This window comes from Flavobacterium cheniae, from assembly GCF_004363695.1.
Classification (GTDB): Bacteria; Bacteroidota; Bacteroidia; order Flavobacteriales; family Flavobacteriaceae; genus Flavobacterium; species Flavobacterium cheniae.
The window spans coordinates 105,496-125,981 of the sequence record NZ_SNZC01000003.1 but is presented as its reverse complement, the minus strand read 5'-3'; the positions used below and the strand labels follow the sequence as shown (position 1 = coordinate 125,981).

Sequence of the window (20,486 nt, the reverse complement as noted above, 5' to 3'; positions counted from 1 at the left end):
TTTTTAAATTTTTTGATAACCAATATTTTATTTTTGATTTAATTCCCATTTCGCATCTGAATAAACATATAAATTCCCTTTTGGAATTCTTCCTGTTCCATAAACATCATTAGGTACAACTGTAAAACCTAAACATTCCTCTTTTATGTCTATAGTTGTATTATTTTCTGCTAAAGCAATTGTAACAACATAATCACCTGGCATTAATTTTAAATCTGAAGCGGTTGCTTTAAAAACAAAATCTCCTTTTGAATCAAAAATAAAATCAGTTATTTCATGCGATCGTATTGCGGCAATTCTAGTACCACTAGCTGTTGAAATAATAATACTGGCTTTTAAATTATTATAAGCTTGATTTGCTAAAACAAAAATGGAAAACTCTAAAATATTCCCCATTAAAACACCACTTGAATTTGAACGTTCTCCTTTTAAATTCAAAGAACTAACTTCAAATTTGGAAATTTGAATAGGAGCTTCTTTTTCATCAAACTCAATATAATTATTACTATTAAACGAAAAAATACTACTTTTTAAGTATAAATCGATAGTTTCATCAATATCTCCAAAGAAAATAGTTTTTCCATTTTCAATTAACATTCCCCTAGTACATAAACTTCTAACCGCCGCCATATTATGACTCACGAATAAAACGGTTCTGCCCTCGCTTTTAGAAATGTCTTGCATTTTTCCAATCGCTTTCTTTTGAAACTCAGCATCACCAACAGCTAATACTTCATCAACAACCAATATTTCAGGTTCTAAAAAAGCAGCTACAGCAAAAGCCAAACGAACGGTCATTCCGCTACTATAACGCTTTGTTGGCGTATCAATATAGCGTTCGCAACCACTAAAAGCAATGATTTCATCTAATTTTGAAGTGATTTCTTTTTTAGTCATTCCTAAAATAGCACCATTCAAATAGATATTTTCTCTACCTGTTAACTCAGGATTAAAGCCGGTTCCTACTTCTAATAAAGAAGCAATTCTTCCTCTAGATTTAATTACTCCTGTTGTAGGCGCTGTAACTTTAGATAATATTTTTAGTAACGTAGATTTTCCAGCACCATTTTTTCCAATGATACCTAAAACTTCTCCTCTATTTACTTCAAAATTAATATCTTGTAATGCCCATACATAATCGCTATTTCCCTTTGAACTTCTGTCATTTGTCTCGCCTACTTTCAAATAAGGATCTTCTTTTCCACGAATAGCATGCCACCATCTATTCAAATCATGACTCAATGTTCCTGTACCCACAGTTCCTAAACGGTATTGTTTAGAAATATTTTCGGCTTTTAATATGATATCTTTTTTATTCATTCTCTTACTAAACTGTATCAATAAAACTCTTTTCTGTTTTATTAAAAATCAATAACCCTACAAAAAACACGACGATTGTTACTGCAACTGTATAAAGCAAACCTGAAATAGAAATACTTCCTTCATGCAATAACATGTAACGGGCTGTTTCAATAACATAAGCTAAAGGATTATACTCAATTAACCAACCAAAATCGGGCAATTTTTCTTTTAACAAAGCCATTGGGTACATTACTGCAGAAACATACATTAAAAGCTGAACTCCAAACCCAACCAAGAAACTTAAATCGCGATATTTAGTAACTAATGAAGATATAATCATTCCTAATCCTAAACCTAGTATCCCCATAATAGCAACTAATATTGGGAAAAAAAGTGTTGATGTGGTAAGTTGCATTTTCATTCCTTGTGTTAGATAAAACACATAGAAAGCAACGAAAATTAAAAACTGAATTCCAAATTTTACCAAATTAGAAATTACAATAGATAAAGGAACTATTAGTCTTGGAAAATAAACTTTACCAAATATGGAGGCATTTTTTTTAAATGTATCCGATGTATCATTCAAGCAGGAAGTAAAATAACTCCAAACCATTACGCCTCCTAAATTAAATAAGAAAGCAGGAGTATCTCCTGTTTTAATGCCTGCCACATTATTAAAAATAATTGTAAAAATAACAGAGGTAAATAAAGGTTGAATTAAATACCACAATGGTCCTAAAATAGTTTGCTTGTAAACCGTTACCACGTCGCGTTTTACAAACAACATAAGCAAATCTCGATAACGCCAAACCTCTTTAAGATTTAGTGAGAAAAATTTGTCTTTTGGAGCTATCTCAAACAACCATTCTTCTTCTGAAAATTCGGTTTTATTCATGTATGCAGTACTTTCTTTATTAATGTTTCAAAATTAAACTATTTTGGTTACTGAACAAACTTATTGAATGGATAATGGCTAATTGATAATCAAATATTAATACAAATAGTTTAATTTTGCCTCAAATTCCAAATCATGTTATCGCTTTTCAAATCTAAACCTAAATTAGCCGAGTTAATTCCTTCAGGATATGTGGATATTCATTCTCATGTTTTACCAGGAATAGACGATGGGGCTCAAAAAATTAAAGATTCTAAATTTTTATTGGAGTCGATGATTGATTTTGGTTTTTCAAAAGTGATTACTACTCCACATACGATGAAAAATGTGTGGGATAATTCTACCTCATCAATTGGTGATGCTTACAATTTAGTTCATAGTGAATTACCTGAACTTTCAAAACAAGTATCACTTCAATTTGCTTCTGAATATTTTTTAGATGAAAATTTAATACGTTTAGCACAACAAGAAAAACTACTTTCACTGAAAGATAATTTCATTCTAATTGAAATGTCGTATTTGAATGCGCCTATTCAATTGTATGATTTTCTTTTTGAGTTACAACTAAAAGGATATCAATTGGTTTTAGCACATCCTGAGCGTTACAATTACTTCCATTCCTATAAAAAAGAATATCAAAAATTAAAAAAAGCAGGTTGTTTATTTCAATTGAACCTATTATCTACCGTAGGTTACTATGGTAAAAATGTAGCTGAAATTGCTGATTATCTTTTAAAAGAAAATCTATATGATTTTGTAGGTTCTGATATTCATCACAAAAATCACGTAGCGGCTTTTCAAAACAAGGTGATGATCAAAAATTATCAAATTTTAGAAGAGACTATGCCTAAAAATGTGTTTTTTAAGTAATTATTTTGGCAACCATTTTTTCCAAAACGGGGTAGATTTTTCTTCTGTCCCATAACCGTATCCATAACCATAACCGTAAGTTGTGCTTACTTCTGTATCGTTAACAAGCACCGACATACTAGGTAAATTTTGATCTGAATATAATTTTTCAATGTAAGGAATCATTCTTCTATCTAAATAGTTAGCTCTTGTTACGTATAAGAAGGCATCGGCATATTTTGCAATTAATGTTGTATCAGTTACCAGTGAAATAGGCGCTGTATCTACCACAATATAATCATAAATATCTTCAATCTCAGCCAATAAATTTTCTAGTGCTTTCGACATCAGTAACTCAGAAGGATTAGGCGGAATAATTCCTGCAGGCAAAACATCAAAATTAGCAGCAATTCCAGACGGATATATGTAATCTTTCAACACTACCTTTTCTTTTGATGAAATGTAATTTGTTATTCCTTTTGTAGGTGTTGTTATATATTCTGATATTTTAGGATTACGAATGTCTAATCCCATTAGCAATACTTTTTTATCTGTTTGTGCTAAAATAGTTGCTAAATTTACCGATATAAATGTTTTTCCTTCTTTTGGATAAGTAGAAGTTACAAATATTTTCTTTCCTTTTCCTTCCGGTTTATTAGTAAAGAAAAACTCTAAGTTAGTTCGAATTATACGCAATGCCTCTGCAGTTCCACTTCTCAGATTATCATTTGTAATTAGATTACCCGAATCCAATTTAGGAACTTCACCAATAACTGGTATTGAGGTGATTTTTTCAAAATCCAACCTAGATTTAATTTTTGTATCTACTAAATCTCTCAAATAAATCACCGAAAACGGCAGTAAAAAACCTAAAAACAGACTTCCTAAATAAATAATTTGTCGGTTTGGAGAAACAGGAGCATTTGAAACTAATGCACGATCAATAATTTTTGCGTTTGGAGCCGTTACCGCTAAGGTAATAGCCGTTTCCTCTCTTTTTTGAAGAAGATATAAATACAAAGACTCTTTAATAGTTTGTCTCCTGTTGATATCTCTGAACTCTAATTCTTGTGTAGGCACTTTAGAAATTCTAGTTGCCATCGTATTATTTTGTCTTCGAAGTCCATTTAACTCAATAGTTAATTGTTGTTTCATTTGTTGAAGACTTGTAGAAATTGTAACTTGTAAAGCCTTTATTTTTTGTTCTAACTGTTGAATGGTTTTATTTTGAGGTCCGGCAGAAGTAGCCATTTTTTGCTTTTGAATCACCAATGCATTGTAAGATGCTATTTGGTCACTAGCTTCTCCACTAATCAAATTTGTTGGAAGTACATCATTTAAAGAAGTACTTTTAAGATAATCTTGAAGTGTAGAAATAACTTGCACTTGTGTACTCTTTGCTGCAAATGCTTTTTCAAGTTCGCTTGCAGAACCTAAGTACAACTCCGCTTCAGAAACAATATCTGTTACTTTATTTTCTTTTTTAAATGTTTCCAGATTTTTTTCAACTCCCGAAAGTTCTTGGGTTATTAGATTTAATCTATTCTCTATAAATTCAAGTGTATTTTCGGAAACAAACTTCTTATCGTTGACACCATCTAAATTATAATTTTCTACCAATTTATCTAAAAAATCGGCTGCTTTACCTTTAACCGCATCTGTAAAAGATAAAAACAAAACAGATGAATATTTGTCTGCTGCCGTTACTTGTAAACGATTGTAATAACTCTCCACTAAACCATCAAAAGGAAATACTTTAACCAACACCTTCTTCCCTAGCTCCGTTTCATGAATTTGATTTTCTTTAACTATCATTTTTTGCCCCATAAAGACAAACGGAAAATTATATTTTTGATCAGACAAAACTTCGCCTGAAATTTCATCTTCTATTGCAAAACTTTTTTTATTTGGCGTGATAAAAAAAGAAAAATACTGATTCACAGGCGCCTGTGTTGAATCATTTAGAATCGTTAATTCAAAAGGTAAATCACCATACATTTCCCCTGACAGAATACGACCTACACCATAGTATGTATATTGCAATTTCAAATCCAATATGGTTTTCCCTACTAACGATTTAGAACGTAATACATATAACTCGTTATCTACAGTACTTTTTGCACTAGAAATCGCAGAAATATCTGAAAAAGCCGCTAATTCAGATGCAATACCTGACTTTCGCTCATCTTTAATCATAATATTCGAAACGGCTTTATATGTGGGCACCGTATAACGTAAATAAGCAAACGCAATTGACAAACATATAAAAAAACTAATCGCAAACCATTTCCATTGAGAAACGTACTTTACTAGTTCCTCTTTAAAATTAAAATTAGTTTTATTTTGAATTTGATGTTGCATGATTTAGTTAATAGTTAAAGCAAATATTGTTACAACTAATGACAAGGCAGATATTCCAATAGCAATATTAGGCCCTACAGTTGATGAATTAATTTTAGTTTTATTAGGTTCGATGTAAACAACATCATTTTGTGCTAAATAATAATAAGACGAATTGATGAAATCTGATTTTGTAATATCAACACGTTGTGATATTTTTTTACCGTTTTCCTCTCTTATGATTAAAATATTATTGCGCTTTCCGTAGATAGTTAAATCACCTGCTTGACCTAATGCTTCTAGGAGTGTAATACGCTCGCTTTGTATTGGGTAAGTACCTGGTTTATTAACTTCACCTAAAACTGTAATTTTATAATTTAAAATTCTCAGATTAATGCTCGCATCAGCAACGTGGTCTTTTAGCTTTTCTTTTAGTAAATCTATTGCTTGTTCTTTAGTGTATCCTGAAAGTTTAATCTTTTTTAAAATAGGAAATTCTATGTATCCATTTTTATCCACTAAATACGTTTGGATTTGATTTGATTGGCCTGAATCTGAGCTTGAATTTTGAAGCGTTACAGCTACAGAATTATAGGGTGCCGATACTTCAGGGTTTTCTGAACTAACAACAATGGCTAAAATATCGTCCGGTTTAATTTTGGTTTCAAATTCAGACGTTTCTGAAGCAGAAATAGCATTCTGTATGTACACTATCTTCTCTCTTGAAGCACAAGAAAAAAATAAAAAAGGCAACAAAAATATCCAAGTTGATAAAAAAAATATTCTTTTCATATGTCGTATCATAAAACTGTGCAAATATAACGTACTTTATTTAACTTTCAAGAAATCAAATTAATCGAGGTTTTCATATACCGAATTCCTGCTTTTAAATTCTGGAACAATCTTTTTCATTTCAGCTACCACCGCATCAGACTGCATTTTTTTTGCATATTGTATCAAGTTTTCTAATTGCGATTTAAAGGAATCAAAATCTGTAACATTATATTCTTGAGCAATCATGATTTTATCATGGTGAGTTGGTAATGTTTTAGAAGCATCATTTAATAATTCCTCAAATAACTTTTCTCCCGGACGCAATCCTACCACTTCTATTTTAATATCTTCCTCAGGAACAAATCCAGCCAGACGAATCATTTTATAGGCCAAATCAATTATTCTAACCGGTTGTCCCATGTCAAAAATATAGATTTCACCACCATTCCCCATAGAACCCGCTTCTAAAACCAACTGGCAAGCCTCGGGAATCGTCATAAAATAGCGAATGATATCAGGATGGGTTATGGTTATAGGCCCACCTTCTTGAATTTGTTTTGTAAATAATGGAACTACAGAACCATTTGAACCCAAAACATTTCCAAAACGAGTGGTAATAAATTTGGTCGCTCTTGAAGTTTTTGATTGAGATTGCATAAATAAGGATTGCACGTATAATTCTGCAATTCTTTTACTTGCTCCCATGACATTACTAGGGTTTACCGCTTTATCAGTAGAAACCATCACGAAGGAAGCTACTTGATATTTAATCGCTAAATCTGCCAGTATTTTTGTTCCTAATACATTGGTTAAAACCGCTTGATACGCATTGGTTTCCATAATAGGCACATGCTTATAAGCCGCCGCGTGATATATAACATCTGGTTGATGATTGCTTAAAATTTGCTCCATTATAAAAGCATCTTTAATATCGGCGACAAATGGGATATAAGTAGTATTTTTTAGACTTGTTTTAACTAATAAACTTAATTCATACAATGGTGTTTCTGCTTGATCTACCAAAATAATTTTTGCAGGTTCAAAAGCTAAAACTTGTTGCACAATTTCGCTTCCAATAGATCCAGCTGCACCAGTTACTAATACCGTTTTATTCTGAATTTGTTTTGATATCAATTTATTTTGAATAACAATAGGCTGTCTTTCGAGTAAATCTTTAATATCAAATTGTTTAATATTTTTTGTGATACTCTTTTGATCTTCCCAATTCTTTACCGTTTGTGTTGATAGCACTTGATAGTTATGCTCCAAACAATCGTCTACTATTTTTAATTGTTCTTCTTTAGTTAATGTGTAATCGCTTAAAATAATAGCAGAAGCATCGAATTTTCTAATAATTTCAGAAGCATTTTGTTTGAAGCTTACGATTGGCAATCCTAAAACCTGCTTGGTTCTGTTAGCATTTGTTTTCTCAATAAATGCTACAACTTTATATCGTTTTGGCTGTTCAGAATTTAAGGCTTTCGCTAACGCAAAAGCATTTGCATCAATACCAAAAACGACAATTTTTTTTATTTGGTCTTTATTTTCTAATTCAATGTAGGTCTCAAATAAAAACTTTACTAAAATTCTAAATAAAAATAATAATACAAATGATATAACACCGTGAATAAAAAGTTCAGGCATTAAAAAAATCTTTGTTTCATGAACAAAGAAATGAGTATAATTCAGAACTACTAATGAAAAAAACGCAAAAGAAGTGGCTAACAACAATCGCATTCCATCAATAAAACTAGAGTGTCTTATTATCCCTGCATAGGTTCTAAAAGCAAAAAAGAAAAAAGCGTAAGTTAAAAGTGTTATAAAATATCGGATGGAAACAGAATAAGTATCGTAACTCTTAAACGTTAAATTAGCAACTATAAAATAGGTTATTATACCAGCAAACATTACTATAACCATATCAATACAGAAAATAACCCATCGTGGTAAATAGGCTAAATTGCTGAATCGATTTTCAAAAAAATCTTTAGTTAATTCCTTAAAAATTGATTTCTTAGTAGTATTTGAGTTAAATTTTGACAATTAAATAGTTTTAAAATTGGGGTTACAAAAATACAACAACTTATCAAAGTGATTGTGATTTAAAGCTTTACTTTTTATTTTAAAAAAAAACCTCTAAAACAAGAAAAATTCTTTCCCACTGATTTTCGGTTAAATTAGAACCAGAAGGCAAACACAAACCATTTTCAAATAAAGACGCCGCCACCGAAGTACCATAAAATGGATACATTTCAAAAACGGGCTGTAAATGCATAGGTTTCCATAATGGTCGAGTTTCTATATTTTGAGATTCAAACTCAAATCGCAATGCTTCACGTTGCTCAAAAGATGCTAAAACAATTGCTGTTAACCAATGATTCGAATAAAAATCATTTGAAGGTTCTTTCAAAACAGTAACATTTGGAATCGTTGCAAAAAAATCTTGATAACGTTGATTCCACTTTCTTCTTACATCCACGTGTTGTTCTAGAACTTCCATTTGACCACGACCAATGCCGGCAGCAATATTACTTAATCTATAATTATAACCAATTTCACTGTGCTGATAATGCGGTGCGGCATCTCTTGCTTGAGTGGCGAAAAAAATTGCTTTCTCTTTTAAAACTTCTGATTTTGTTACCAAAGCGCCGCCTCCAGAAGTGGTAATAATCTTATTTCCGTTAAACGATAAGGCAGCTAAACTACCGAATGTGCCACATTTTTGACCTTTGTATGCACTTCCTAAGGCTTCTGCACTATCTTCTAAAACTGGAATTTCATAACGATTTGCAATCGCAATAATTTCATCCATTTTTGCTGGCATTCCGTACAAATGAACAGGAATGATTGCTTTTGGCTTCTTTCCTTTTGCGATTCTATCTTGAATAGCTGCTTCTAATGCAATGGGACACATGTTCCAAGTATCCAACTCGCTATCTATAAAAATTGGCGTTGCACCTAAATACAATATTGGATTTACAGTTGCTGAAAAAGTCATCGATTGACAAAGAACCTCATCACCTTGCTGTACTCCCAATAAAATAAGTCCCAAATGCAAGGCAGCTGTTCCAGAACTCAAGGCCGCAACATGAACTTGATTACTCAAATAGTTTTCCAAGTCAGACTCAAAGCCATTAACATTTGGTCCTAAAGGAGCTACCCAGTTCGTTTCAAAAGCCTCTTGTATGTATTTTTGTTCCGTTCCACCCATATGAGGAGAGGAAAGCCATATTTTTTCGTTCATTTTAGTTCTAATCTTGATATTTAATAATTTTTGCTGGAGTCCCAACTACAACTGCATTATCTGGAATATCTTGCAACACTACAGAACCTGCCCCAACAGTAACATTCTTTCCTATGGTGATATTAGGTATAACAGTAGCACCTATACCAATTAACGTTTTTTCGCCAACCGTAACATTTCCACCCAAACAAGCATTTGGAGCCACATGCACATAATTTTCTAACCTACAATCGTGCTCTACAATAGCGCCTGTATTGATAATACAATGATTTCCAATTACAGCTTCTGCATTTATAACTGCTGTAGCCATAATTTGAGTTCCAGGTCCAATCTTGGCAAACTTGGACACAATAGCATTGGGATGAATGGTCATAATAAAATTAGTATCTAAAGTTGTAACTATTTTTTTTCGTATTGCATTATCTCCAATGGCAACAATACAATTTCGAGCCTGCAGCTTTTGTCGATTAAAATTTTTCTTGACGGGAATTCCAAACAAAGCATCTGATTTTGGCCCATCATCTAAAATTCCTTTGACAACATATTTATTTTCCGATAAAAGCACATCCAAAACTACTTTTCCATGACCGCCTGCTCCAAAAACATAAACAGAAGTTGTTCCGCTGAATGGTTCTATCGTAGCTGAATTTTGAGCATTTATCCCTTCTTTGATTACAATCTTTTTTACCGTTTTTAGCAAGATTTTCACATCTAAGGTAAAAGAAATGTTTTCAACATAAAACACATCCAATTCAAACTTGGTTTCCCAATCAATTGCATTTCTTCCGTTTACTTGTGCCCAACCCGTTATTCCTGGTTTTACTTCGTGACGCCGATTTTGATAGGGCGAATACAAATGCATGTATTGTGTTAATAAAGGTCTTGGCCCTACTAAACTCATATCCCCTTTCAAAACATTGAACAACTGTGGAATTTCATCTAAAGATGTTTTTCTGACAAATTTTCCAATAGCCGTTAATCGTTCAGCATCAGACAACAAATTGCCTTTTTTATCTTTCTTATCATTCATTGTTTTAAACTTGATGATAGTAAAAATTGCTCCATTTTTTCCAGGTCGTCTTTGAAGAAAAAAGGGTTTCCCATGATTAGCAAAAAAAAGCGCAATAGTGATAAATACAAAAATAGGACTAAACAAAAGCAAACCCAATAAGGCCGAAATAAAATCTAATAAAGGCTTAAAAAAAGTGCTGTACATTACAGGTTTGTTTGCTAATTTGAGACGGTAAAAATATTGAAAAAAAATGGTAAAACGACGATTGCCTTATACAATATATAGAAGTAAATTTTTAATAAGGTAATAATATTATTGTACTTTTAAAAATTCCTTGTATTTTATCAAAAGTGCTTCCCAAACTAACTCTTGTTCATATCGAGAGATAATTGAAGACCTGGCGTTTGATTGCAATTGGTTTCTCCAAGTTTCATCCTCTTTTATACGAATCATAGCACGCAACAAAGCAGTTACATTCTTACTGGGCACAATAGTACCGTTAAATCCTTCTATAATGATTTCATTACTTCCATTAATATCGGTTACAATACTAGGCAAACCCATGGCTCCAGCTTGCATCACAACATTTGGAAAACCTTCACGGTAACTAGGAAAAACCAGACAATCGCTTATCACTAAGTAAGGGCGAACGTCATGTTGAAACCCAACAGACAGAATAGAATCATTTTGCTGAATTGCTTTTAAGGTTTTGGGCTGTAACGGATCTTCCGTTTCATACGGTCCAACTAAAAGAAGTTTACAATTTGGTATTTCTAGTGAAAGAAAAGCTCGAACTAATTCATTAATTCCTTTATCTGCAACTAATCGACCAATAAAAACAAAAACAAAATCAGAAGAATCAATTCCCAATTCATTTCTTAAGTTTTGTTGCTGTTGCTCTGAAATTGTATTAGAATTAAAAAAAGTCGTATCGATACCATTTACATTGCCATTTGCAATCACTTCTAGCGGTTTTTTTGTAATCTTATAATCTAACAAATCCTGTTTCACTCCAGCTCCTTCTGGAATAATATGAGTAGCGTGCCAGCACAACACTTTGTCCATTAGAATTAATAATTTTTGAAAAAGTCCTTTTTTAGCAGGAAAAACTAAACCTGTGAACGTATGAATCCTTACAGGCACATTAGCATATTTAGCAGCAACCATAGATAATAATCCTGCCTTTGGTGTAATGGAATGTACGATTGTTGGTCGCTCTTTTTTGAACAATTTATACAATCTATACAGAGAAATCAAATCTTGAAAAGGGGCAATAGAACGTTTCATGGTAACTGAAACAATTGAAACCCCTTCTCTGTTTTTAACCGTTTCTAAATCGGCATCATAACCCGAAACAGCAAGAACATCAAAAAACTGATTCAAATAACGCAGCTGTCCTTTTAATAAAATATTCAAAGACATGGCAACGGTTGCGGTTCTAATTATTTTATTTGCTGCCATATGTTTCTATATATAATTGAATATGTTGCGCTACCATTTTAGCGCTATCAAATTCAGCCGCTCGAAGCTTACAACTAAGAACAACCGATTGGTAATAAGACGAATCAATAGACAAATCTACAATGTGTTGTGCTAATTCTTTTTGATTACCTATTTCAAATAAAACGCCATATCCTTTCACCATTTCAGCTAAACCTGGAGCATTTGAAGCTATAAAAGGTTTGCCAGAAGCCATACCTTCAATTGAAGAAATAGACAATCCTTCAAATTTCGAAGATAATATATTGATATCTACACTTTTTATAATACTGTAAATATTACTTTTTATCCCTAATAAAAAAACTCTGTCTTCTAATTTTAAATGCTTTATACATTCGATAATTTTTTCTTTCTCGCTTTCACTTCCATCTCCTATCAAAACAATTTTAAATTTTTCTTCTAAATATTGTAATGATTTTATCAATGTCAATTGATCTTTACCAGCTCTAAAAGCCGAAACTTGGCATAAAACAAAATCGGTATCGGATAAATTGGGATGAATTTCATTTTTTGAAATTAGACTAGCATTTTCAATCTTTTCAAGATTCACTCCGTTTTCAATCAATATAATTTTTTGTTTTTGTGTTGGAATATGCTTCTCTAATGCTAATGAAACATCTTTTGAAATGGAAACTATTTTATCATAAAAGCAATAAGTTAACCTATCTAAGATATTGAGTATTGGAGTAGCCATTCGCTTGTTATATGTACTGTGTTCAGTAAACACAAGTTTGGTTTTTCTGCCATTCCATAAATTAGCAAAAACAACGTAATATTGAGCCGGAAATAAATGAACATGAGCCAAATCATATTGTTTCAAAAGTTTAGCTATCTTAAAAATAGCAAACGGATTGTAAATATCTTGAATACGATTGGATTTCTTAATGATGTGAATTTTACAGCAATTCATTTTTTGAAGTTCGCGAGTAAACATAGTATCATTGTCCCAAAGTAACAAAATATCCATTTCAATGCCTTGAGCACGATACAAAGGAATCGTGTCAAGCAATAGTTTTTCTGCTCCGCCTGTTCCTAATGAATTGATGATTTGCAAAACTCTCATAATTTCCTACCATCATTTACATACATTAGAAATCCAAAAGGAAGTCCAATGATAGAATTAATAAAAGAAACTCTTTTGAATAGCGACCAAAAAGATGCAGCTGAATTAAATGAAAAGCGCCAAAAATTGACATTAGCCTTTAACTTTTGAAGAAAAGGAATAGCAAGACGTTCCAATTCAGCATAATGAAGTGTGCTTAATTGAGGAGACTGCCTTCTTATTTTCACAATAGAAGAAGTTAAACCGCCTTCTAAATATTCGGTTATATAAATTCCTTTATTAAAAAAAAGCAAATCATAATTTTGAGCTATTCGATTCCAAACTAGTGCTTCTGGACAAAACTTTTCTCCTTTAATTTCTGGAAATGGATAGGATTTTAATATTGCGGTTTTAAAAACTTCTACCAAATCTCCCGTAATATTGTGCTTGTAACGTATATCGATAGAATTACTAATCATTTCCTCAAAACCTTGATTTCCAACAATTGAAAAATCCGCATACATACGTCTACCCGCAACACCAGCAACTGTTGGCAACGTTTTTATTTTATCAAGATAGAAATATACGTTTTCAATAGCTTGCTCGGGCAAAAAATCATCGCTGTCTACAATAAAAAACAATTCTCCTTTAGCCATAGCCACTCCATTGTTAATAGCTGTGTGTTTTCCGCTATTTTCTTGTTTGAAGAACTGAATTTGAATTTGATTTTCTAGCTGAAAACTTTCTATTAATTTTTCCGTATGATCAACACTACCATCATCTACAATTACCCATTCAAAATCTGTTTGAGTTTGTTGACATAAACTTTTATAAAGTCGCTCTAACAAATGAGCTCGATTGTATGTAGGAGTGAAAATCGTTATCATTTGGTTGATATTAATAAATTCACAAAAGCTATAATCAACATTAAACCAGCTATCCAAAAATTTTGATTTGGAAGTGATTTATTCTTAGAAAAAGGATATATAAAAATAAAAGGAATTAAAAACCAACTTAAATAAGCAAATCGATCTGTAAAAGGCACTCGAATAACCAAAAGCCAAAAAGCATTTAATAGCACATACAATGAAAATATTTTATCGAAAAAAGAATCTTCAAAACCTTTTCTTTTAATGTACCAACCAAATAAAATAGGCAATATGGAATAAACTAAGAAATTAATTTTAAAACCTGATTCATAACTTTCAAATTCATCATTCAAATAACTGTTCATTCGTGCGTCTGAATCGATAAGAAAATCTCCAAAAAAACTAACAAAAGTATCGCCCAATAAAATTGACAAGACTAAAAAGAGAACCCAAACAAAAATAAAATTATCTTTTCGATTGTATTTAATTACAAAAAAGTTAACCACTACAACAAATAATAAACTTTTATGAAGAAGTATCGCAATCAAGGAACCTAAGATTAACTTCAAACTTATTTTTTTTTCCATGAAGAAAAACATGAAAACGGATAATGCCAATCCTTGTCTAATGGTATTGGTTCCATACCCATAAAACCCTAATGCAGCTATCATTAGAACAAAAACTAAGCTTCTATAAGATGGAGCAAAAGTTTTATGGATAAAATATAAATAGCCAGATAGGTATATCAAAGCAGTTATAAAAAAATAGACAACTGGAGTATTCGTGAAGAAAGCTATGATTTTGTTGTAGATATAAAATCCACTTTCGGTATTCATTAGCTTTGTTGTGTTATTATCGATAATGGAATTGAAAATATTTTGATAATTCCATTTGTCTGAATACATTTCTATGGGTTCATTGGCAAAAAATAAAGCACCAAAAAATAAAATGAAGTAATTGAATTGATACGGGATAAGAGGAACCGTATTAAAAGCAATTTGCTTGTTTAGCACTATACGAAGACTATATAAAAACACTAAGGCAAAACTTCCGTAAGCCCAAAATAATAACCAATCATGTGATGTATAGCTTTCCAAATTACGCTAATAAATGATATATTTTTTGAATTTCATTTGTGGTATCCACTTTGTGTAATCTCAAATTTGAGGAATACTGATTCCTTACTTCTTGATTCAATAGCAATTCTTTTATTGCTGTTGCAATTTCTTGAGCGTCAAAGTTACAAATTGTAGCAGTAATATTCGGTTGAAATTGATCTAATACTGTAGAAAACGAAGTAACCACGATTGGCTTATCCAAAATTTTTGCTTCATCAAGTGCAATAGACCTTCCTTCAAACTCAGATAAATGTGCTATAACTTTTGTTGCTTTCACATACGGATATGGATTTACTTTCAACCCTAAAAGTACAATTTCATTTTCAATTCCGTATTGCTTTATGATAGCTTGATAATCTTGATCTTGACTATTCTCACCGATAAAATACCACTTAAAAACAAAACCCTCGCTTTTTAAAATACGAGCCACTTCTAAAGCAAGAGGGGTACCTTTTTTCTTGGACAAATGTCCTATTGTTACAATGGAATTTTCAGCCAACTCTACTGAAAAAGCTTCAGACAAACTATTGATGAGTTGGGGTGAAGAAATATTTTCAAACAATTCAATTCTATCTTGAACTTGAGGAAAATACTTTTGTAACGAAGCTACACAAGTGGGCGATATTGTAAAAATTTTATCCATTTCAGGATAATATCGCTTGTCCATAGCATAATAATAATCCCATTGGGTATAATCGCTATGAAAAAAACTCACTTTCTTTTTTGCTTTTACAAAATCAACCAAATAGTACAATTGATGTTGTCCATTAAAATCGACGGCTAAATCGAACTCTTCTTGTATTCTGAAAATCATTCGTGACAAAATCCAACCTGCCATTCCTCGGTTAATTTTCATCAAAAAAGCTACTAGAATTCTCATGAAAAAAGAGAAAAAATAGCCGTTTTTCAACAATAGCTTCAAATTTTCAGGAAAGCCTGAAAAAATATATTGTGTTTTTTTATCTTCGATTACCTTGATGGTATTGGGAATCAATTCCATAAAAACACCTGTTGGGTTGGTTATAAAAACACTTACATCATATCGATTGGTGTCTATAACATTTAATAGCGAGCTCATACTTTTAGATACGCCACCACTTTCCATGTTGCTGATGATGAATAGTATTTTTTTCTTATTCATTATCAATACAATTTTCAAGTGCAACAATTGACTTTTCGGTATCAAAAATCAAACTTCGTTCTAAAGCTAGTTTTTGGTATTTTTCTAATTCAGCACTATCATTAATTAAAGATTGTAAAGATTCAAACAAAGCAGTAGCATTGTGGTCACAAATGATTCCATATTTTCCATTGGCTAATAATTCCATCGGACCTACTGTAGCTGTACTTACAGTCGCTTTGCCCAAACAAAGTGCTTCGGCAACTACTAAAGAAAACCCTTCAGTTTCTGAAGAAACTACCACAATATCGCTTTCATTCATTAAAGCATAAGGCGATTTAACGAAGCCCTTCAAAGAAATGCAATCTGCAACATTATTTTCTGTTATTTGATGTTCCAATTGACCTCGCAAACTTCCTTCTCCTATAATCTGAATTTGAAAAGAATAAGAATGTTCTTTAAGTAATTTTGCAACATCAATTAATCGATCAAAACGCTTTTGTACTTCTAATCGGCCAACAGCAACGATATTAATTTTACCTTCTTGCTTTTCAGGTATTATTTCATTCAAATGACTCAAAATATTTTTTTTATCTATTATATTATAAATCACTTCTTTTTTGTTTGAAATAGCATACAACCTTTCAAATTGCTTTTTCGATTCCTCAGAAACAAAAATAATTGTATTCATTTTTTGATACAAAGCTTGTTCTGAAGCAGCATCTTTAAAACAACTTAAAGAATAATGATCGTGAAATAAATCCGTATGAACCCATGAAAGATGTTTAGGAGCTTTGGATAAAAAATAGTTATGAAACTTCAACGGAATTCCTTCCATAAACGAAATAACAACATCAAATTTTTGATTCTTAAAAAGCGTTTCTACACGTTTTTTCTGAAAATAATTCCAACCCAAAAACTTAGACAACCAATGTTCCAAACGGTAAGGAAAAAGAGCGAATTTAGCATATAAAAAACCCAAAGAAACTTCTTTTGGAACATCTTTGAGATAAACACCTTCATTAATGACTAAACAAAGTGTAACTTCATACTTGGAGTAATTTAAATTACGCAAATAATCGATGAGAACTTTTTCTGCTCCACCACCATTTAATGCGCTCATAAGAATTACAATTCGTTTCTTTTTCATTTTAGTATTCGATAGCTTTTGTAAAACAATACAATTCCAGAATAACATTTAAAGGTAATCAAAAACTTTAGTAAAAAATGAACCGAATTTGTTTTTAAAGCCGACTGACAAAATGCATAAATATCAGAATTTAAAATTTGTCGAACGCTTTGACATTGCTCCTTTAAAGTCATATCACTATCGGAATGATGCGTATTATTTAAGTTATTTAAAATTTGAAAAAGAAAAAAACGTTTGATATAATCTTCCCTATTTTTGAAATCGGGATATGATTGTAACTGTTCATAAATAATGGGTAATGCAGCAAACAATTGTTTGTGATACTTTATACTTGACGAAGTGGGATGTTCAATATAATAGTAGTGAAAACTTGGAACGATAATTACACTTTCTACCTGTTTGAAATAGTCTAAATTAAATATCAAATCTTCTTGATAGGTAATCGAAGCATGAAAACGGATTTGATATTGTTGTAATAATTCTAAATCATACAGCTTACAACAAGGAGAACTTAAGCTTTCATATTCAAAAAGGGTTAGGATTTCGTTCGTGTTAATTTGGGGCTTTTGTAATGCTACCAATCGAGAAAAACCACTATTTTTTGTTGTAACTCCATTTTTAACATGATACATTCCACAAATTGAAAGTAGTCTTTGGTTATCATTAGGCAAAGCTAAAACCAAATCAGCTAGCATTGTTGAAGTAATGTAATCATCGGCATCTAAAAACATTATTTTAGTTCCCGAAGCTTTTTCAATACCCAAATTTCGAGCAACACTTACTCCTGAATTTTCTTGATAAAAATACTGAACTCTGGCATCAAGCGCTACAAAAGATTGGCTTATGGTTGCAGTAGAATCGGTAGAGCCGTCGTCGATTAAAATGACTTCCAAATGAGAATACGTTTGGGACAGTACACTTTCAATACATCGAGTAAGATACTGACCCACATTGTAACACGGTATGACGATAGAAATTTTCACTTGCGATTTAACCAATTATTTTGAGATAAAGGTAAGCATTTCAGGAGAAGTTAGAATCGCAAGTTCTTTTTCGCGTTCTAAATCGTAATCTCCATTTTCTTCATCGGTAAAACCAGGATGACACATGATTTCAATGTTTCTTCCTTTATTCTTTTGTAGGATTTGAATTAAATTTTGTGAAGTTGCCTCACTAGCAAAAAAATCCGCTGAAAAATGAGAAGTATAATACTTTGCTTGCTTAGTATCAAGATAAAACTTAAGGACTTTTATAGGATTAATAACCGTGTTGTTTATCTTTCGTAATGGCAATTGATATCGATTGGAAAATGAGATAAAAACCTTTCTAAACTTTGAAGTAGCATGAATGTGATGATGGGTATCCATATGATTAATTGAAACACCTGTTGCTAATGCTTTTTCTATTTGAGCTTCAATTTCATCATAAACTTCCTTCATATCAATGTGTTCTAAAGTATGCAAGTTTCGAATAAAAGAACCCTTTTCATCCACTATAGTAGTGTGATTTTTTAATAAAGGCTTGCCTTCTGTCAAATTAATATGAATTCCAATGTTTGCAAGTTGGTTCACTTGAATTAACTTAATAGTTTCATCAAAATACGGAGTAGTAACTATCCAACTAGAACTATTTACCACACCATACCGATATGCTTTGAGTATGCCTTGATTAACTCCTCTAGACCAACCTAAATCATCTGCATTAAAAATTATTTTACTCATATTTTTTTTAAAAGTCTTTCAAGTCTTCCTTTATTATATCCTTTAATTATTGCTAATAATTTAAAATCAGCTTTCTTTAAACCTTTCATACTACTTAGATTGTCAGATAAGGCATAACCTATTTTTGTTTTATTATTTCTTAAACAAATTTTCTGAAGCAGCAATGGATAAAGACCTTGCCCTCTATAATCCTCATAAGTATAAAAATCATACAATACTTCAATCGTATTGGGATAATTAGTTTTTAAATTTAATTCTCCAAAAAAGTGAGAACTTGTTGGATTAATCCATCCGTAAGAAGACAAGCAATCTCCTGCTTTTAAACAACAAAATACGTGACCATCTTCTAATCTTTTCTTGTATTCCTGTTGCTTATTGGAATCGATATCAAAAAGTTGGGAAGCATCATTTATTTCAAAAAAAATGAATTTATCGTTTTCAATACTATTTTGTTTCCCATCACTTTTCCAATAAAAAAAATAGATGGCTCTTTTTAAATAATCAATTTTACCTAAAATCTTCTTATAAAGTGTTCTCATATCGATACTTTTAAATTGTAGATAATATGTGGTTTTCCACCTAAATCAAACTTATATTTTTCATCTCCAACAGTCAAATCTATACCTTCTATTTGTGGAATCTCCTTTTTAATATATTCATTAAATAAAAGTAAACCGGGCGAAAAGAACTTGAAATCGTCGTTAATAACTACACGGTTGATTTCTATATTTTTTTCAATTTTAAATCCAAAAAAATAAGCCGCAATTTCCTGATTAATTTTTAAAACCGCTAATGTAAAATCGGTTTTTCGAATAGTTTCAAAATCGAACATATCTTTTTCGTGTTGGAACCCATAATCTAACCAGAAATATAATTGGGATTTCCAATATTTTTTTTCTTTTCTAAAATCATTTCTTGAAGAATAAAGCTGTTTCAACTGCTCCCAATTGATTTGAGCATAATCTCTTTTTTCAAAAATTTCCAATTGAACGTGAAGATTACTTTTCTCTAAACGATTATAAGCAGTGCGAATGTTTTGGCGAACACTTTTAGATAATGATGAATAATAAGCTTCATACGTTTCTGGTAAAGGTATAGCTACGCAAGATAATGGAGTAGAAATGACCAATGGCAATTGAGCTATAGCTTGATAACATTTGGAAGATGCTTTCAAATGTACAAATTGCATAGTACGAGATTTAAAATCAAGCTGAATTTGATTGAAAAGTACCTGAAATTGCTCATTTGTAATTGATGGCGAATACAGCAAATCATAATAATCAGAAGGCCCTAATAAATGACCAAAGGTGATTGTTTTTCCTTTAATCGTTTTTGAAACAAAAAAAAAGCCAAGTATCCATGATCCATCATCAAAACTTGCTTGAAAATATACTGGTTTATGTAATCTTCTGGTTAGAAAAGTACCATGATAAAAAGACAAAACAACGTCGTGCCAATTTGATGAAGTAAAATAAGTAGCGCTAGATGAATTATCCCATAAGTTAGCATCTAACTTTTTGTAAGAATAATTTATTTTTAAGTTTAACATA

At 31.4% G+C, this 20,486-nt stretch carries 17 protein-coding genes and 2 pseudogenes; 1 reads left to right on the top strand and 18 read right to left on the bottom strand.

Going from position 1 to position 20,486, the window contains the following annotated elements; all coding sequences use genetic code 11:
• Positions 1-27: 27 nt before the first annotated feature.
• On the bottom strand, positions 28-1,320 hold the full coding sequence (locus tag C8D80_RS09375; protein WP_133609691.1) for an ABC transporter ATP-binding protein: 1,293 nt from the start codon (positions 1,318-1,320) through the stop codon (positions 28-30).
• A 7-nt stretch (positions 1,321-1,327) separates the two neighbouring features.
• A complete protein-coding gene (locus C8D80_RS09370) occupies positions 1,328-2,197 on the bottom strand; it encodes an ABC transporter permease (protein ID WP_133609689.1) in 870 nt (289 codons plus the stop codon).
• Between the two features lie 135 nt (positions 2,198-2,332).
• Between C8D80_RS09370 and C8D80_RS09365 the strand changes: the two genes are divergently transcribed.
• Complete coding sequence (locus C8D80_RS09365) at positions 2,333-3,067, top strand: tyrosine-protein phosphatase (protein WP_133609687.1); 735 nt, start codon at positions 2,333-2,335, stop codon at positions 3,065-3,067.
• Here the strand turns inward: C8D80_RS09365 and C8D80_RS09360 are convergent, their stop codons facing one another.
• The 16 genes and pseudogenes from C8D80_RS09360 to C8D80_RS09290 form a co-directional block, all read right to left on the bottom strand.
• A complete protein-coding gene (locus tag C8D80_RS09360) occupies positions 3,068-5,407 on the bottom strand; it encodes a GumC family protein (RefSeq protein ID WP_133609685.1) in 2,340 nt (779 codons plus the stop codon).
• 3 nt (positions 5,408-5,410) lie between these two features.
• Entirely contained in the window at positions 5,411-6,178 is a 768-nt protein-coding gene (locus C8D80_RS09355; protein ID WP_133609683.1) for a polysaccharide biosynthesis/export family protein, read from the bottom strand.
• 60 nt (positions 6,179-6,238) lie between these two features.
• The gene (locus C8D80_RS09350) at positions 6,239-8,203 is read right to left on the bottom strand and encodes a polysaccharide biosynthesis protein (protein WP_242004804.1); all 1,965 of its coding nucleotides are present in this window, start codon (positions 8,201-8,203) and stop codon (positions 6,239-6,241) included.
• Positions 8,204-8,282: 79 nt separating this feature from the next.
• Positions 8,283-9,404 carry a DegT/DnrJ/EryC1/StrS family aminotransferase gene (locus tag C8D80_RS09345; protein WP_133609681.1) on the bottom strand — a complete coding sequence of 374 codons (1,122 nt, stop codon included), beginning with the start codon at positions 9,402-9,404 and terminating at the stop codon, positions 8,283-8,285.
• Between the two features lie 7 nt (positions 9,405-9,411).
• Positions 9,412-10,002 (bottom strand): annotated as a pseudogene (locus C8D80_RS09340) (acetyltransferase); the annotation flags it as partial.
• Between the two features lie 21 nt (positions 10,003-10,023).
• Positions 10,024-10,620: pseudogene (locus C8D80_RS12845) on the bottom strand (sugar transferase); the annotation flags it as partial.
• Positions 10,621-10,728: 108 nt separating this feature from the next.
• Positions 10,729-11,877, bottom strand: coding sequence for a glycosyltransferase family 4 protein (locus C8D80_RS09335; RefSeq protein ID WP_133609677.1), 1,149 nt, complete (start codon positions 11,875-11,877; stop codon positions 10,729-10,731).
• Positions 11,864-12,979, bottom strand: coding sequence for a glycosyltransferase (locus C8D80_RS09330; RefSeq protein ID WP_133609675.1), 1,116 nt, complete (start codon positions 12,977-12,979; stop codon positions 11,864-11,866). Before C8D80_RS09330 ends, C8D80_RS09335 begins: the two co-directional genes overlap by 14 nt.
• Positions 12,976-13,845 (bottom strand): glycosyltransferase family A protein, encoded by an 870-nt coding sequence (locus tag C8D80_RS09325; RefSeq protein ID WP_133609673.1) that lies wholly within the window; start codon positions 13,843-13,845, stop codon positions 12,976-12,978. Before C8D80_RS09325 ends, C8D80_RS09330 begins: the two co-directional genes overlap by 4 nt.
• Positions 13,842-14,924 carry an EpsG family protein gene (locus C8D80_RS09320; RefSeq protein ID WP_133609671.1) on the bottom strand — a complete coding sequence of 361 codons (1,083 nt, stop codon included), beginning with the start codon at positions 14,922-14,924 and terminating at the stop codon, positions 13,842-13,844. Before C8D80_RS09320 ends, C8D80_RS09325 begins: the two co-directional genes overlap by 4 nt.
• A 1-nt stretch (position 14,925) precedes the next feature.
• Positions 14,926-16,086, bottom strand: coding sequence for a glycosyltransferase (locus C8D80_RS09315; protein WP_133609669.1), 1,161 nt, complete (start codon positions 16,084-16,086; stop codon positions 14,926-14,928).
• Positions 16,079-17,215, bottom strand: coding sequence for a glycosyltransferase (locus tag C8D80_RS09310; RefSeq protein ID WP_158633785.1), 1,137 nt, complete (start codon positions 17,213-17,215; stop codon positions 16,079-16,081). Before C8D80_RS09310 ends, C8D80_RS09315 begins: the two co-directional genes overlap by 8 nt.
• Entirely contained in the window at positions 17,212-18,198 is a 987-nt protein-coding gene (locus C8D80_RS09305; protein ID WP_262709738.1) for a glycosyltransferase family 2 protein, read from the bottom strand. Before C8D80_RS09305 ends, C8D80_RS09310 begins: the two co-directional genes overlap by 4 nt.
• A 15-nt stretch (positions 18,199-18,213) precedes the next feature.
• Positions 18,214-18,936 carry a ChbG/HpnK family deacetylase gene (locus C8D80_RS09300; RefSeq protein WP_133609663.1) on the bottom strand — a complete coding sequence of 241 codons (723 nt, stop codon included), beginning with the start codon at positions 18,934-18,936 and terminating at the stop codon, positions 18,214-18,216.
• Positions 18,933-19,475, bottom strand: coding sequence for a hypothetical protein (locus C8D80_RS09295; RefSeq protein WP_133609661.1), 543 nt, complete (start codon positions 19,473-19,475; stop codon positions 18,933-18,935). Before C8D80_RS09295 ends, C8D80_RS09300 begins: the two co-directional genes overlap by 4 nt.
• Positions 19,472-20,485, bottom strand: a complete 1,014-nt coding sequence (locus C8D80_RS09290) for a GNAT family N-acetyltransferase (RefSeq protein WP_133609659.1) — start codon at positions 20,483-20,485, stop codon at positions 19,472-19,474. Before C8D80_RS09290 ends, C8D80_RS09295 begins: the two co-directional genes overlap by 4 nt.
• Between the last annotated feature and the right edge of the window lies 1 nt (position 20,486).

What these genes read in the sequence shown, in the direction of transcription:
- C8D80_RS09375 (WP_133609691.1), bottom strand. Translation starts at nt 1,320, where the DNA reads ATGAATAAAAAAGATATCATATTAAAAGCCGAAAATATTTCTAAACAA.
- C8D80_RS09370 (WP_133609689.1), bottom strand. Translation starts at nt 2,197, where the DNA reads ATGAATAAAACCGAATTTTCAGAAGAAGAATGGTTGTTTGAGATAGCT.
- C8D80_RS09365 (WP_133609687.1), top strand. Translation starts at nt 2,333, where the DNA reads ATGTTATCGCTTTTCAAATCTAAACCTAAATTAGCCGAGTTAATTCCT.
- C8D80_RS09360 (WP_133609685.1), bottom strand. Translation starts at nt 5,407, where the DNA reads ATGCAACATCAAATTCAAAATAAAACTAATTTTAATTTTAAAGAGGAA.
- C8D80_RS09355 (WP_133609683.1), bottom strand. Translation starts at nt 6,178, where the DNA reads ATGAAAAGAATATTTTTTTTATCAACTTGGATATTTTTGTTGCCTTTT.
- C8D80_RS09345 (WP_133609681.1), bottom strand. Translation starts at nt 9,404, where the DNA reads ATGAACGAAAAAATATGGCTTTCCTCTCCTCATATGGGTGGAACGGAA.
- C8D80_RS09335 (WP_133609677.1), bottom strand. Translation starts at nt 11,877, where the DNA reads ATGGCAGCAAATAAAATAATTAGAACCGCAACCGTTGCCATGTCTTTG.
- C8D80_RS09330 (WP_133609675.1), bottom strand. Translation starts at nt 12,979, where the DNA reads ATGAGAGTTTTGCAAATCATCAATTCATTAGGAACAGGCGGAGCAGAA.
- C8D80_RS09325 (WP_133609673.1), bottom strand. Translation starts at nt 13,845, where the DNA reads ATGATAACGATTTTCACTCCTACATACAATCGAGCTCATTTGTTAGAG.
- C8D80_RS09315 (WP_133609669.1), bottom strand. Translation starts at nt 16,086, where the DNA reads ATGAATAAGAAAAAAATACTATTCATCATCAGCAACATGGAAAGTGGT.
- C8D80_RS09310 (WP_158633785.1), bottom strand. Translation starts at nt 17,215, where the DNA reads ATGAAAAAGAAACGAATTGTAATTCTTATGAGCGCATTAAATGGTGGT.
- C8D80_RS09300 (WP_133609663.1), bottom strand. Translation starts at nt 18,936, where the DNA reads ATGAGTAAAATAATTTTTAATGCAGATGATTTAGGTTGGTCTAGAGGA.
- C8D80_RS09295 (WP_133609661.1), bottom strand. Translation starts at nt 19,475, where the DNA reads ATGAGAACACTTTATAAGAAGATTTTAGGTAAAATTGATTATTTAAAA.
- C8D80_RS09290 (WP_133609659.1), bottom strand. Translation starts at nt 20,485, where the DNA reads ATGTTAAACTTAAAAATAAATTATTCTTACAAAAAGTTAGATGCTAAC.